General features: G+C 72.4%; 13 protein-coding genes. 9 read left to right on the forward strand and 4 right to left on the reverse strand.

The annotated features are described in order from the left end of the window. The first annotated feature begins 56 nt into the window (after positions 1–56). From ACFWVC_RS03040 to ACFWVC_RS03050, 3 genes are all read left to right on the forward strand, one after another. Positions 57–1,766, forward strand: a complete 1,710-nt coding sequence (locus ACFWVC_RS03040) for an alpha-keto acid decarboxylase family protein (RefSeq protein ID WP_384275362.1) — start codon at positions 57–59, stop codon at positions 1,764–1,766. 147 nt (positions 1,767–1,913) lie between these two features. Then, a complete protein-coding gene (locus ACFWVC_RS03045) occupies positions 1,914–2,732 on the forward strand; it encodes a maleylpyruvate isomerase family mycothiol-dependent enzyme (protein WP_384275367.1) in 819 nt (272 codons plus the stop codon). 95 nt (positions 2,733–2,827) lie between these two features. Further along, the gene (locus ACFWVC_RS03050) at positions 2,828–3,901 is read left to right on the forward strand and encodes an alpha/beta fold hydrolase (RefSeq protein WP_384275372.1); all 1,074 of its coding nucleotides are present in this window, start codon (positions 2,828–2,830) and stop codon (positions 3,899–3,901) included. 105 nt (positions 3,902–4,006) lie between these two features. Here ACFWVC_RS03050 and ACFWVC_RS03055 read toward each other — a convergent pair whose 3' ends face one another. Beyond that, complete coding sequence (locus ACFWVC_RS03055) at positions 4,007–4,963, reverse strand: 2-hydroxyacid dehydrogenase (RefSeq protein WP_384275380.1); 957 nt, start codon at positions 4,961–4,963, stop codon at positions 4,007–4,009. A 252-nt stretch (positions 4,964–5,215) separates the two neighbouring features. Here ACFWVC_RS03055 and ACFWVC_RS03060 point away from each other — a divergent pair, with 252 nt between their 5' ends. The 5 genes from ACFWVC_RS03060 to dhaM all read left to right on the forward strand — a co-directional run bounded on the left by ACFWVC_RS03060 (position 5,216) and on the right by dhaM (position 10,626). Further along, on the forward strand, positions 5,216–7,687 hold the full coding sequence (locus ACFWVC_RS03060; RefSeq protein WP_384275385.1) for a SpoIIE family protein phosphatase: 2,472 nt from the start codon (positions 5,216–5,218) through the stop codon (positions 7,685–7,687). A gap of 54 nt (positions 7,688–7,741) precedes the next feature. Then, on the forward strand, positions 7,742–8,401 hold the full coding sequence (locus tag ACFWVC_RS03065) for a LuxR C-terminal-related transcriptional regulator (RefSeq protein WP_384275390.1): 660 nt from the start codon (positions 7,742–7,744) through the stop codon (positions 8,399–8,401). A 147-nt stretch (positions 8,402–8,548) separates the two neighbouring features. Continuing rightward, positions 8,549–9,541 (forward strand): dihydroxyacetone kinase subunit DhaK, encoded by a 993-nt coding sequence (gene dhaK / locus ACFWVC_RS03070; protein ID WP_384275397.1) that lies wholly within the window; start codon positions 8,549–8,551, stop codon positions 9,539–9,541. 21 nt (positions 9,542–9,562) lie between these two features. After that, positions 9,563–10,231 carry a dihydroxyacetone kinase subunit DhaL gene (gene dhaL / locus ACFWVC_RS03075; protein WP_384275404.1) on the forward strand — a complete coding sequence of 223 codons (669 nt, stop codon included), beginning with the start codon at positions 9,563–9,565 and terminating at the stop codon, positions 10,229–10,231. After that, entirely contained in the window at positions 10,228–10,626 is a 399-nt protein-coding gene (gene dhaM / locus ACFWVC_RS03080) for a dihydroxyacetone kinase phosphoryl donor subunit DhaM (RefSeq protein WP_384275409.1), read from the forward strand. The genes dhaL and dhaM overlap by 4 nt, the downstream gene beginning before the upstream one ends. Positions 10,627–10,738: 112 nt before the next feature. Here the strand turns inward: dhaM and ACFWVC_RS03085 are convergent, their stop codons facing one another. Further along, on the reverse strand, positions 10,739–10,996 hold the full coding sequence (locus ACFWVC_RS03085) for a type B 50S ribosomal protein L31 (RefSeq protein WP_384275412.1): 258 nt from the start codon (positions 10,994–10,996) through the stop codon (positions 10,739–10,741). Positions 10,997–11,075: 79 nt separating this feature from the next. Next, a complete protein-coding gene (gene rpmG / locus ACFWVC_RS03090) occupies positions 11,076–11,240 on the reverse strand; it encodes a 50S ribosomal protein L33 (protein WP_384276376.1) in 165 nt (54 codons plus the stop codon). A gap of 164 nt (positions 11,241–11,404) precedes the next feature. Between rpmG and ACFWVC_RS03095 the strand changes: the two genes are divergently transcribed. After that, entirely contained in the window at positions 11,405–12,493 is a 1,089-nt protein-coding gene (locus ACFWVC_RS03095; protein WP_384275415.1) for a PP2C family protein-serine/threonine phosphatase, read from the forward strand. A gap of 20 nt (positions 12,494–12,513) precedes the next feature. Here ACFWVC_RS03095 and ACFWVC_RS03100 read toward each other — a convergent pair whose 3' ends face one another. Then, positions 12,514–13,056, reverse strand: a complete 543-nt coding sequence (locus ACFWVC_RS03100; protein ID WP_384275417.1) for a PadR family transcriptional regulator — start codon at positions 13,054–13,056, stop codon at positions 12,514–12,516. Positions 13,057–13,063: the final 7 nt, after the last annotated feature.

Consider the following 13,063-nt stretch of genomic DNA (forward strand, 5'->3'; position numbering starts at 1 on the left):
CTCGAAACATCGGATGCACGCACAGGCAGCGGCGCCTGCCGGAATCGAGGTTGGACATGCCAGGCGACTTCACCGTTGGCGACTACCTTCTCGCCAGGCTCGCGGAGATCGGCATCAGGCACCTGTTCGGGGTGCCGGGCGACTACAACATGGCGTTCCTCGATCACGTCATCGACCACGACCGGATCCGCTGGGTCGGCAATGCCAACGAACTCAACGCGGCCTACGCGGCCGACGGCTACGCCCGCTTCGCCGGGGCAGGCGCCCTGCTCACCACCTACGGGGTGGGCGAGCTCAGTGCGATCAACGGGATCGCGGGCGCCTACGCCGAATACGTGCCGGTGATCCACATCGTCGGCGGACCGTCCACAGCGGCGCAGGAGTCCGCCGTCCTGGCCCACCACACCGTCGGTGACGGCGACTACCGGCATTTCCTCCGGGCGCATGGCGAGGTCACCGTGGCCCAGGCCTATCTGAGCGCGGGCAATGCGCTCGCCGAGATCGACCGGGTGCTGGCCACCAGTCAGCGAGAACGCCGTCCCGGCTACCTGGTGCTGCCCACCGACGTGGCGGAGAGCCCGGCCGAGCCGCCGGCGGAGCCGCTGGTCGTGCCGGAGCCGGAAGCCTCGGCCCGGGTGCTGGCACGGTTCACCGACGCCGCGCGCAGCGCACTGGCCGGGGCCCGCACGGTGGGGTTGCTCGCCGACTTCCTGGTCGACCGGTTCGGGGCCCGGGACGAGGTGGCCGGACTGGTCGCCGCCGGGCAGGTCCCGAGCGCGACGCTGTCGATGGGCAAAGGCGTGCTCGACGAGGGCGACCCGAACTTCGCCGGCACCTACTGCGGCGCCGCCAGCACGAAGCGGGTGCTCGCCGCCGTCGAACAGGCCGACCTGCTGCTGTCGGTGGGCGTGCGGTTCGCCGACTCCACCACCGGGGCGAGCCACGGCGTCGACCCGGACCGGACGATCGACGTGCAGCCCTTCACCACCCGCATCGGCGACCGGCTGTTCGCGCCCCTGCCGATGCGCGACGCGGTCCGTGCGCTGACCGCGTTGGTGGCCGATTCCGGGCGGTCATGGGCACGCTCGGATCTTCCGCCGATGCCGCCCGCCCTCACGGACGGGCTCACGGACGAACTCACCGACGATCTGCGCCACGCTCAACTGTGGTCGGCGGTCGAGGAGTTCCTGCGGTCCGGCGACATCGTGCTAGCCGAGCTGGGCACCTCGCTCTTCGGCGCGCAGGCGATGCGGCTGCCCGCCGGGACGACGTTCGTCAGTCAGCCACTGTGGGCCTCCATCGGGTACACCCTCCCGGCGGCCCTCGGCGCACAGCTCGCTGCGCCCGGGCGGCGCACGATCCTGCTCATCGGGGACGGCTCCGCGCAGGTGACCGCTCAGGAGATCGGCACCCTGCTACGGGAAGGCTGCACGCCGATCGTGCTCCTGGTCGACAACGGGCGCTACGCCATCGAAGACGCGCTTCACGGCAGGGAGCGGCCCTTCAACGACATCCCCCGGTGGAACTGGACGCTGCTTCCGGCGGCCATGGGAGGGTCGGCGACCACGATGCGAGCGGGCACTGCGGCCGAACTGAGCGCGGCACTGGGCCGCCTCAGCGATGCGCCGTCCGGCCTGGTGCTGCTGGAGGCCGTGCTGCCCGCCTCGGACGTCCCTGACGTACTGCGGGCCGTGACGCGGTCGCGCGCCGTTACCGGCGGTTCCGGCGGTTCCGGCGGTTCCGGCGGTTCCGGCCTAGCGAACTGACCCCGGCGACCGCCCCAACGACCGCCCGGCACCAGGGCACCGGAGGAACCGAGACTCATCTGCCGTCACAACACCTGACTTGTGAAAACCAAGTCAGCCATGGGATGCTCTCTCCACCTTCAGGATGTTTTTCATCATCCTGAATAGGTGCGCCACCTCACCCCGGAGCAGAAGTCGACGCTCCCACTCACCCCCCGTCCCACGGAGATCGCCGTGCATCAGCCCCCCGTTCCGCTGCCGCTCGCCCCCGACACCCATCTCGCCGCACTGCGCCAGGAAGCGGCCGTACTCGAACAGTTGCTGCGCACCGCCGATCCGGCCACGCCGGTGCCCACCTGCGGCAACTGGACCCTGCACGACCTGGGCGTCCATCTGGGCCAGGCGTCCCGTTTCGCGGCCGCGGTGGTGCGGACCGGGGAACTGCCCCGCGAGCAGTTCGCCCCGGCTGCCGGCGAGCGGATCGCCGACTGGTACGCCGAGGGCGCGGCCTCGCTGCTGGCCACCCTGGAAGAAGCCGACCCCGCCGCACCGTGCTGGGCGTTCGGCATGGAGGACGCCACGGCGGCGCTCTGGTTCCGCCGCGCGACCTTGGACCCGGCGGTCCACCTGGTCGACGTCCAACTGGCCACAGGGGCCCGGGTGCACGTCGATCCGCTGATCGCGGCCGACGGCGTGGACGAGGTGTTCGCCCTGATGGTCCCCAGGGTCTGGCACAGCAGCGAACAGAAGCCGCTGCCCGCACCCGTGGCGCTGCGCACCACCGACACCGGGCACGGCTGGCTCATTCAGCCGGGCGACGTCCCGCACGCCCGGCCGGTGGACTCCGGGCCCGCGGCGGCCACGGTGGAGGCTCCCGCCGCCGACCTGCTGCTCGCCCTGTGGAAGCGGCAGCCCGTCCGGCCGGAGTGGATCAGCGGCGACGGCGCCGCGGCCGACGCCCTGCTGACGGCCACCCTGACGCTCTGATCACCCGTCACCCCACCAAATCCACTGCGGGGCCCCGCCGCACATCTCGGCGTCCCGTCTCTCCGCGCAAACCGAACAGTCTCAGGAGACTTACCGTGTCCGAAATACTCCCGCCGCACTCCCGGCGGAGTTTTCTCTCCACCTCTGCCGCCGCGATGGCCGCGGCGACCGCCGGTTCCCTCGGTCTGCTCACCACGCAGTCGGCCGTGGCAGCCGAAGGTCCCGACCGCGGACGGCCGGCAGGCAGCGGCGCGAGCGGTCCCGGCAGCGTCTCGCAGGCACCGCATCTCCCGCCGGGGTTCACCAAGACCTTCAGCAGCCGGTTCGTCCACGCCGGCGGGCTGCGGCAGCACGTGGTCGTCGGCGGCACCGGCCCTGCCCTGCTGCTGATCCACGGCTGGCCCGAGACCTGGTACGCCTGGCGCCTGTTGATGCCCGCGCTGGCCCAGAACTTCACGGTCGTCGCCGTCGACCAGCGCGGCATCGGCCTGACCGACAAGCCCCAGGACGGCTACGACACCGGGACCCTGGCCGCCGACCTGGCCGCGCTGATGGACGCGCTCGGCCATCAGCGGTTCGCCGTGGTCGGCCACGACACCGGAATGCCGATCGCCTACGCCCTGGCCGCGGATCACCCGGAGCGCGTCGAGCGCCTGGTCGTCGCCGAGGCTCCGCTCCCGGGCATCAGCACCTCACCGCCGCTGTTCGGCCCCGAGTGGCTCAACAACCGGGTGTGGCACATCGGGTTCAACCGGCTCGCCGAGGTGAACGAACTGCTCGTCAGGGGACGGGAAGAGATCTTCTTCGGCTTCGAGTTCGACATCAACGCCGCGAAGAAGCTGCCCGATCACGCCGTCGAGCACTACGTCCGCACCCTTGCCTCCCACCGCGACGCACTGCGCGGCAGCTTCGGCTTCTACCGGGCGTTCGACACCACGCTCGCGCAGAACGTCGAACGCCAGAAGACCGGCCTGCTGACCATGCCGGTCCTGGCGATCGGCGGAGCGCTGAGCATCGCCGACGGGGCTGCGGTCACCATGAAGGCGGCCGCACACGACGTGCAGACCCTGGTCATCCCCGACTGCGGTCACTGGGTCGCCGAAGAGGCGCCCGAGGAAATGCTGGCAGGCCTGACCACGTTCCTGGCCCCCCACCGCGCCCAAGCATGAGGCCGCGGCCCCACGCCGCCGCTTCGCACCGGTAGCCGGCCCCCTGCGCCCACGCGTCACCGGCACGAGCCCGCCACCGCCGTGGCGGGCTCGTGCCGGTGCGGTTCAGGCGTCCGTGACGACGTTCTCCAGTGGTTCTCCGGCGACGAAGCGGCCGATCTGGGAGCGCAGCAGGCGCTTGACCCGCGGCAGGAAGGCGGAGGTCGCGTTGCCCACGTGGGGGCTGATGAGCACTCCCGGAGCGTGCCACAGGGGGTGACCCGCGGGCAGCGGCTCCGGGTCGGTGACGTCCAGCGCCGCGCACAGCCGTCCGGACTCCACTTCGGCGAGCAGCGCCTTGGTGTCGACGACGCGGCCGCGGGCGATGTTCACCAGCAGGGCGCCATCACGCATCCGCGCCAGGATGGCGGCGTCGACGAGGTGGACGGTGGCGTCGGTGAGCGGTGTGGCCAGGATGACCACGTCGGCGCGTGGGAGGAGGTCGTGCAGGTCCGCAAGGGCGTGGACGGGGCCGCGGGGCGCACTTCGGGCCGTGCGCGCGACCCTCAGCACGTCGCACTCGAACGGCGTGAGCCGGTCCTCGATCGCGCTTCCGATCGCCCCGTAGCCGACGATCAGCGCGGTGCGGTCGGCGAGCGCCGAATGGACACCGCCGCGCCACTCCTCGGCGACCTGGCCGTGGACGAACTGCGGAATGCCGCGCAGTGACGCGAGGGTGAGGGCCAGCGCCAGCTCCGCCACGCTCGCGTCGTGCACCCCGTGCGCGTTGCAGAGCACGGTGCCGGACGGGACGTGGCCGCGCACGTGGTCGGTACCGGCGGTCAGCGTCTGCACGACGCGGGGCCGGGCGCCGTGCCGCAGCGGGCGTGTGGCGATCTCGGCGCCCTTCCAGTACGGCGGCACGTAGAAGTCGACCCCGGTGGGGTCGGCGGGGAACGTGTCCTCGCCGTCCCAGTGGACGTAGACCGGGCCCGCGGGCAGACCAGGAATCTCCGCGGGCGGAATCGGCAGCCAGACGGTCGCGCCCGCGGCTGCGGGGGCAGGGTTCGCTGTATCGGCCATGGAACACGAGGCTATGCCAGTCCCGGCCGCTGATTCCATCGCCGGCCGCCTCCGGGCGGCGGACCGCCCGGGCCGCATCCGAGAACGGCCCCGGCAGAACCGTCATTCGTCGATCCAACGAACCATGTCGGTGTAATTCCGACTTTTCGCCGTAGATTGACCGATTTCCTGGTGGAAAGCTCGAAGTGTCGATGAACAGAGTCGACAGCCGCACCCGCCGCGGCGTCACCGAAGGGATGCCCAATGACTGGAATGACTGGAATGACTGGTTCGACACTCACCGCCGCCCGGACGGCTTTTCAGGCGATCGACGAGGCGATGGCCCTGATCGACGCGGAGGGGACGGTGGTCGGGTGGACGCAGTCCGCCCAGCAGCTTGTCGGCTACCAGGCCGCGGAGGTGGTGGGCCGGTCCGCCGCGCTCCTGCTTGCGGCTGCCGAGGACCGGGCGAAGGCCTCGGCGTTCTCGGAAACCGGCGGTTCCCCCCGCCGCTGGTCCGGCGTCACCCGGGTCCGGCACCGCGACGGCCACGGGATCGATCTGCGCCTCGGGGTGCAGTCGCTGATCGGACCGGGCCGCCGCGCCCGGTGGGTCGTGACGGCGACCGAGCACGCCACGGTTCCCTCGCGGGTGGCGGACGGTTCCGTGACGGCCTCGCTCCCGGTCTCCCTGCGCCTGCCGGACAACCTGCCGCTCGGAGTCGTGATTCGCGACACCGGGCTGCGCTGCACCTGGGTGAACGACACCCAGGGCTTCAAGGACGGCATTCCTCTCGAACAACGGCTGGGGCGCACGCTGAGTGAAGCGGCGCCCGGCACTGAGGCCGAAACGCTCGAGGGGCTGATGCGACAGGTGCTGGAGAGCGGTGTCCCGGCGACCAAGGTGGAGTACCGGCCTTTCGCGACGGCGCGGGTACGCGCGGAACGCACGTTGGTCGCCTCCTACTTCCGCCTGGACGACGCGCACGGCCGTGCGCTGGGGGTGTGCGTCGTCAGTGTGGACGTCACCGACAGCCGTCGGGCGCGGGAGCGCCTGGCGATCCTGGGCGAGGCCAGTACGCGGATCGGAACCACCCTGGATGTCATGCGGACCGGGCAGGAACTGGCCGACCTGGCGGTGCCGTCCCTCGCGGACTTCGTCGCCGTCGATCTGGCGGAGTCGGTGCCTCTCGGCGAGGAGCCCCTGCCCCGCCTCGGCCCGGAGGGCCGTGACATCTCCGCCTTCCGCCGCGCGGGCCTGGCGTCGGTCCGTCAGGAGGTCCCGGAGTCCCTGTTCGCGCGGGGGGAGCAGGTCTCCGTTCCGCCGGCCTCGCCCGTCAACGACGTCCTGCGTTCGGGGAAATCGCACTTCGAGCCGATGCCGGGCACCGCCCCGGGTACCTGGGTGAGCCGGCAACCCCCCGCGAGGGTACGGAAGATCCACGACCACCGGATGCACTCCTTCATGATCGTCCCCATCCACGCGCGGGGCGCCGTGCTGGGGGTGGCGCAGTTCGTGCGCGCGGGGGATTCCCCGCCGTTCGAGCGGGACGACCTGCTCCTGGCGGAGGAACTCGTCAGCTGGGCCGCGCTGTGCCTGGACAACGCCCGCCAGTACGCGCGCGAACGAGCCGCCGCGCTGACTCTGCAGCGCCATCTGCTGCCGCACCGTGCCACGGGAGGGTCCGCCGCCGACGTGGCCTGGCGCTACCTTCCCGCCGACGACCACCACGGCGTCGGGGGCGACTGGTTCGACGTGATCCCGCTGCCCGGCGCCCGGGTCGCCCTGGTGGTCGGCGACGTGGTCGGACACGGCATCAACGCCGCCGCCGGCATGGGCCGGCTCCGCACCGCCGTACGCACGCTGGCCGACATGGACCTGCCCCCGGACGAGTTGCTGGCCCACCTCGACGACCTGGTCATCCGTCATCTCGCCGAGGATGCCAACCCCCTGGACCCGGCCGGAGCGACCATGGCCGCCACGTGCCTGTACGCCGTCTACGACCCGGTCACCCGGCACTGCACGATGGCGCGCGCCGGTCACCCTCCGCCCGCGATCGTCGACCCGCACGGCGGGGTGACCTTCGCCGACCTGCCGCCCGGAGCCCCGCTCGGCCTCGGGCTGGTTGCTTTCGAGTCCGTGGAGATGGAGCTGCCCGAGGCAAGCGTCCTCGCCCTCTACACCGACGGCCTGGTCGAGACCCGCGATCAGGACATCGACGTCGGCATGGACCGCTTGGGCACCGCCCTGGCCCGCGCCGGCCGCCCCCTGGAGGAAATGTGCGCGTCCGCGGTGGACGCGTTGCCGGCCAGGGCACCGAGCGACGATGTGACCCTGCTCCTCGCACGGACCCGGTCACTGGGCCCGGGCCAGGCCGCCACGTGGCGGCTGCCGGCCGATCCGGCCGTCGTCAGCCACGCCCGCGCCCTGGCCACCCGCCAACTCGCCGAGTGGGAACTGGAGCACCTGGCCGAGTCGACGGAACTGATCGTCTGTGAACTGGTCACCAACGCCATCCGCCACGGCTCCGGCACGATCGGCCTGCGCCTCATCCGGCACGAGGCGCTGACCTGCGAGGTGTCCGACGCCGGCAACAGCCGTCCACGCCTGCGCCACCCCCGCACCACCGAGGAGAACGGCCGGGGCCTGCTCCTCGTCTCGCAGTTGTCCCACCGATGGGGAACCCGCTGCACACCCGACGGCAAGCTCATCTGGGCCGAACAGCAACTGACACCCGGTCCGTGAGGCAGGCGCGGTCGGACGCCCGCATCCCCTCCGTCATCTGCCTTCGAGGTCGACATGATCAACGAATCCCGTGAAACAGCCACGTCGCGGCAGGAAACGGCGGCTTGGCGCAATCGCTTCCTGCGCCTGCTCGACCGCTCGCCGGCACCCACCGCGATCAGCCGCCCCGACGGTTCACTCATGATCGCCAACCCGGCATTCGCCACCCTGTGGGGCTTGAGTCCCGGACGGATACGTGATCGCAATCTGCTCGATCTCCTGGTCCCCACGGACGAGGACGCGTTGCTCAAAGCCACGGAGGGGCTACGGCACGGGCGCCGCTCCCGTTACCCGATTCACGTCGAGTGGGAGTCTCCCCACGGCTCGACCCGCACCGGCCGGCTCACCGTGGAGGCCGTCAGCGATGAAGTCATCTCCCCGACGCCGCTGCTCGCATTCCTGCACGTCGATCCGGTCGCGCAGGGCAGGGAACCGATCGCCGCACACGCTCTGTCCCCGCGAGAATCCCGGATCCTGGCACTGGTCGCGTCCGGAGCCACGTCCGCGCTGATCGCCCGGTCGGTCGGCCTCACCGCGGACGGCGTCAACTACCACCTGGCCCGGATGAGCCGCGTGCTCCACGTCCCGAACAGGACCGCGCTGGTGGCCAAGGCGTACGCGCTGGGGCTGCTGCGCCCCGCGTGCTGGCCCCCGGCCTCGCAAGAGGGCCGGTGACGTCCGGCACGGAGAGTGCCCGGTCGACAGCGGGGGGCGACCCCGGTCACGAAAGTCCGCAGGGGCCACGGCTGGCGCGACGATACGCCTGCTCACGCTGCGGCAAGTTCGTACGCTTGTCAGAGCAACCTCAGACGGAGGGTCCCCATGAAGATGCTGATCAATGTCCCCGAGACCGTGGTGGCCGATGCGCTGCGGGGAGTCGCCGCCGCGCATCCGGAGTTGACGGTCGACGTCGACAACCGGGTGGTGATCCGCAAGGACGCGCCGGTCGCCGGGAAGGTGGCTCTGGTGTCCGGTGGCGGGGCGGGGCACGAGCCGCTGCACGTGGGCTTCGTGGGACGCGGGATGCTGGACGGGGCCTGTCCCGGCGAGGTCTTCACCTCACCGGTGCCGGACCAGATGGTCCGGGCGGCGGCGGCCGTCGACAGCGGCGCGGGCGTACTGTTCATCGTGAAGAACTACACCGGTGACGTGCTGAACTTCGACATGGCCGCGGAACTGGCCGAGGACGAGGGCATCCAGGTCGCCAAAGTACTGGTCAACGACGACGTGGCGGTGACCGACAGCCTCTACACGGCCGGACGCCGCGGCACCGGCGGCACGCTGTTCGTGGAGAAGATCGCCGGGGCGCTGGCCGAGGAGGGCGCGCCGCTGGAGCGCGTGGAGTCCGTCGCACGGCAGGTGAACGAGGTGACCCGGAGCTTCGGGGTGGCACTGACCGCGGTCAGCACACCCGCCAAGGGCAGCCCCACGTTCGATCTGCCCGCGGGGGAGCTGGAGCTCGGCATCGGCATCCACGGGGAACCCGGCCGGGAGCGGCGGGCGATGATGACCTCAGGGGAGATCGCGGAGTTCGCGGTCGACGCGATCCTGGACGACCTGCGCCCGAACGGGCCGGTGCTGCTGCTGGTCAACGGCATGGGCGCGACGCCGCTGCTGGAGCTGTACGGATTCAACGCCGAGGTGCACCGGGTGCTGGCGGCCCGCGGCGTCTCGGTGGCCCGCACGCTGGTCGGCAACTACGTCACGTCGCTGGACGCGGCGGGCGCCTCGGTGACGCTGTGCCAGGTGGACGACGAACTGCTGCGCCTGTGGGACGCGCCGGTGAGCACACCGGGCCTGCGCTGGGGCGCCTGAGAAGCAGGAGGAGCACGACAGATGAGCGAGGGACCGTCCACCGGACCGGCGACGATCGACGCGGGCTTCATACGCCGCTGGCTCGCCGCGGCTGCCTCGGTGATCGAGCGGGAGGCCGACCGGCTGACCGAACTCGACTCCCCCATCGGCGACGCCGACCACGGCGCCAACATGCGGCGCGGCTTCATCGCGGCCCGCACGGCCGTCGAGAAGGAACCGCCGGACACCCCCGGCGGCGTCCTGGTGCTGGTCGGCCGGCAGCTGATCAGCACGGTCGGCGGCGCGTCGGGACCGCTGTACGGGACCCTGCTGCGCAAGGCCGGCAAGGCGCTCGGGGACGCGGAGCGCGTGACGCCCGAGCAGTTCGCCGAGGCGCTACGCGCTGGGGTCGACGCGGTGGCGACGCTGGGCGGGGCCGCGCCGGGCGACAAGACGATGGTGGACGCGCTGGCCCCGGCGGTCGAGGCGCTGTCCTTCGCGCTCGACAAGGGCGCGGGGCTGGCGGAGGCCCTGGCGGCGGCCGCCATGGCCGCCGACGAAGGCGCGATCGCCACGACGCCCTTGGTGGCGCACAAGGGACGCGCGAGCTACCTCGGCGAGCGCAGCGCGGGTCACCAGGACCCGGGGGCGACCTCCTCCGCGCTGCTGCTGGGCGTCCTCGCCATGACGTCGCGGGAGGACGCGGGATGACCGTGGGCGTGGTGCTGGTGTCGCACAGCGCGGCGGTGGCGGAGTCGGTCGCGCACATGGCGGCGGGGCTGAACGGTGGCGGCGAGGCGGTTCCGGTGGCGGCCGCGGGCGGCACCCCGGACGGCGGGCTCGGCACCGACGCGGAGAAGATCGCCGCGGCGGCGCACTCCGTCGACCGCGGCGAGGGCGTGGCCGTCATAGCGGACCTCGGGAGCGCCGTGCTGACGGTCAAGACGCTGCTGTTGGAGGAGGACGAGCTGCCGCCGGGCACTCGCCTGGTCGACGCGCCCTTCGTGGAAGGCGCGGTGGCCGCGGTGGTCACGGCCTCGACCGGTGCAGATCTGGACGCCGTGGTGGCGGCGGCCCAGGAGGCGTACACCTTCCGCAAGACGTGACGTCCCGGCCCCCGCAGGGTGCCTGGAGACGGCGACGGCCGCCGCGGTGATCCGCGACGGCCGTCTGTGCTTCTGTGCTCCCCGATTCCCGCGTTCCCGCGTTCCCGCGGCGTCAGCCGCGCGCGGCGGCGCGCCCGTAGCGGCGCTCGAAGCGCTCGACGCGGCCAGCGGTGTCCATGACACGGGCGTTGCCGGTGTAGAACGGGTGGCTCGCCGAGGAGATCTCCACGTCGAACACGGGGTAGGTGTTGCCGTCCTCCCAGACGACGGTCTTGTCGCTGGTCAGCGTGGACCGGGTGAGGAAGGCCTGGTCCGCGCTGCGGTCGCGGAAGACGACCGGGCGGTAGGCGGGGTGGATCGCGTGCTGCATGATGCTCCTCCAGTCGGTGCGGTGGGACGGACGGCTACGGGCGGCTACCGGCGACGGTGCCGCGCGGTCGGGCGCCGGATCAGCGCTCCTCGCGGAACTCGACGTGGCGGCCGACGGCCGGGTCGTACTTGCTCAGGACCATGCGGTCCGGGTCGTTGCGCCGGTTCTTCCGGGTCACGTACGTCGTGCCGGTGCCGGCGGTCGACCGGAGTCTGATCACCGGGCGCTGCTCGCTGCGGGCCATGAAGCGGGTCCTTTCTGCCATCGCAATGGTTTTCATTTCCATCGGATGTACCCCTCAACGCGGGGCACCCCCCGCTCATTCCCGCGCTCCCGGGCGGGTGCGGCGAAGATGGAAGGAGGCGCCGCGGGCACCCGCCGGCGGCGGTGACAGGAGGGCTGACACCCATGGCCCGCGGCCCCGCGCCCCAGCAATCCCGGCCCCTCCCGCTGCCCCGGTGGGCCTGGTGGTTCCTCGCCGCCTCGTACGCGCTGATCGCGGCGTGCATCGCCGTCGACGTCGCCAGCGGCCCGGAGACGACCCTGACCCCGGTCCTGGCGGCGCTGCCCGTGCTCGCCGGAGTCAGGGCCCGCCGGGCCCGCGTGCCGCTGCTGACGGGCCTCGTGGCGATCGGCCTGGTCTTCTTCCTGGCCGCGGCCAACAACGGGGTCCCCGCCCTGGTGCACGTCACCGCCGCGGTCTCCGTCCTGGCCGTGACCTTCACCATCACCGGCTCCGTCGTCCTCGTCACCGCCAGGGAACGGGAACTGGCCCGGGTCCGCGGGGTCGCCGAGGCCGCGCAGGGGGCGCTGCTGCGCCCGCCACCGCCCGAGGTGGGCGGCCTGCGGGTGGCCGTGCGCTATGTGGCGGCGGAGGCGGAGGCACGGATCGGCGGGGACCTGTACGAGGTCGTGGAGACCGACTTCGGCGTGCGCGCGCTGCTGGGCGACGTACGCGGCAAGGGCCTGGAGGCCGTCCAGACCGCCGCCGACGTGCTGGGCGTCTTCCGCGACGCCGCCCGCGCCGAACCCGCCCTCGACGCGGTGGCGGCCCGGCTGGACGGCGCGCTGGTACGCCGCGGCGGGGGCGAGGAGTTCGTCACGGCCGTGCTGCTGACCGCACCCCGCTCCGGTGACACGGCCGTCCTGGTCAACTGCGGCCACCCTCCACCGCTGTTGCGCCACGAGGGGACCGTGACGGAGGTGACGCCCGAGGCGTACGCGCCACCGCTCGGGCTGCTGGCGCTGGCCGGCGGCCACTACCGCCCGCAGGCGGTGCCGTACGGGGCCGGCGACCTGCTGCTCCTCTACACCGACGGCGTCTCCGAGGCACGCGACCGGCGTGGCCGCTTCTATCCGCCCGCCGAGCGGGTGGCGGACATGACCGAGCAGGACCCCGACGCGCTGCTGGACCGCGTCCTGCTCGACCTCCACGCCTGGACCGGCGGCGGACTCGGCGACGACGCGGCACTGCTCGCCCTGCGCCGCCCGTCCTGACCGCGCCGGGTCAGATGGGGTCACGCCGGGTCCATGGTCCCGACCTCGGCCAGCGCCTCGCGCAGCCACTGCGTCCAGAACGTCTCCAGCTCGATGCCCGCGCGCAGCACCAGATGCCGCAGCCGGTCCTCGTCGTTCACGCGGCCGGGCGGGAAGTCGCGCCGCTCGATGTCCGTGTACTCCGCCAACTGGGCCTCGTGCAGCGCCAAGTGCCTGCGCATCTCGTCGGCGAGGCCGCGGCCCCCGACCACGGCCGCGGCGCGCATGCGCAGCAGCAGCGGGTCACGGATCGGCCGGGGGTCCTCGACGGCGGCGACCCAGCCGGCCAGTTCGTCCCGGCCGGCGGGCAGCACCTCGTACTCCTTCTTCTGCCCGCGGGCCGGCTGAGCCGTGGGCAGGGCGCGGATCAGGGCCGCCTCCTCCAGCCGCCCGAGTTCGCGGTAGATCTGCTGGTGCGTCGCGGACCAGAAGTAGCGGATCGAGCGGTCGAAGCGGCGCGCCAGCTCCAGCCCCGAGGACGGTTTCTCCATCAGGGCGGTGAGGATGGCGTGCGGGAGGGACATGGCCGCA

Source organism: Streptomyces sp. NPDC058691, from assembly GCF_042714775.1.
Classification (GTDB): domain Bacteria; phylum Actinomycetota; class Actinomycetes; order Streptomycetales; family Streptomycetaceae; genus Actinacidiphila.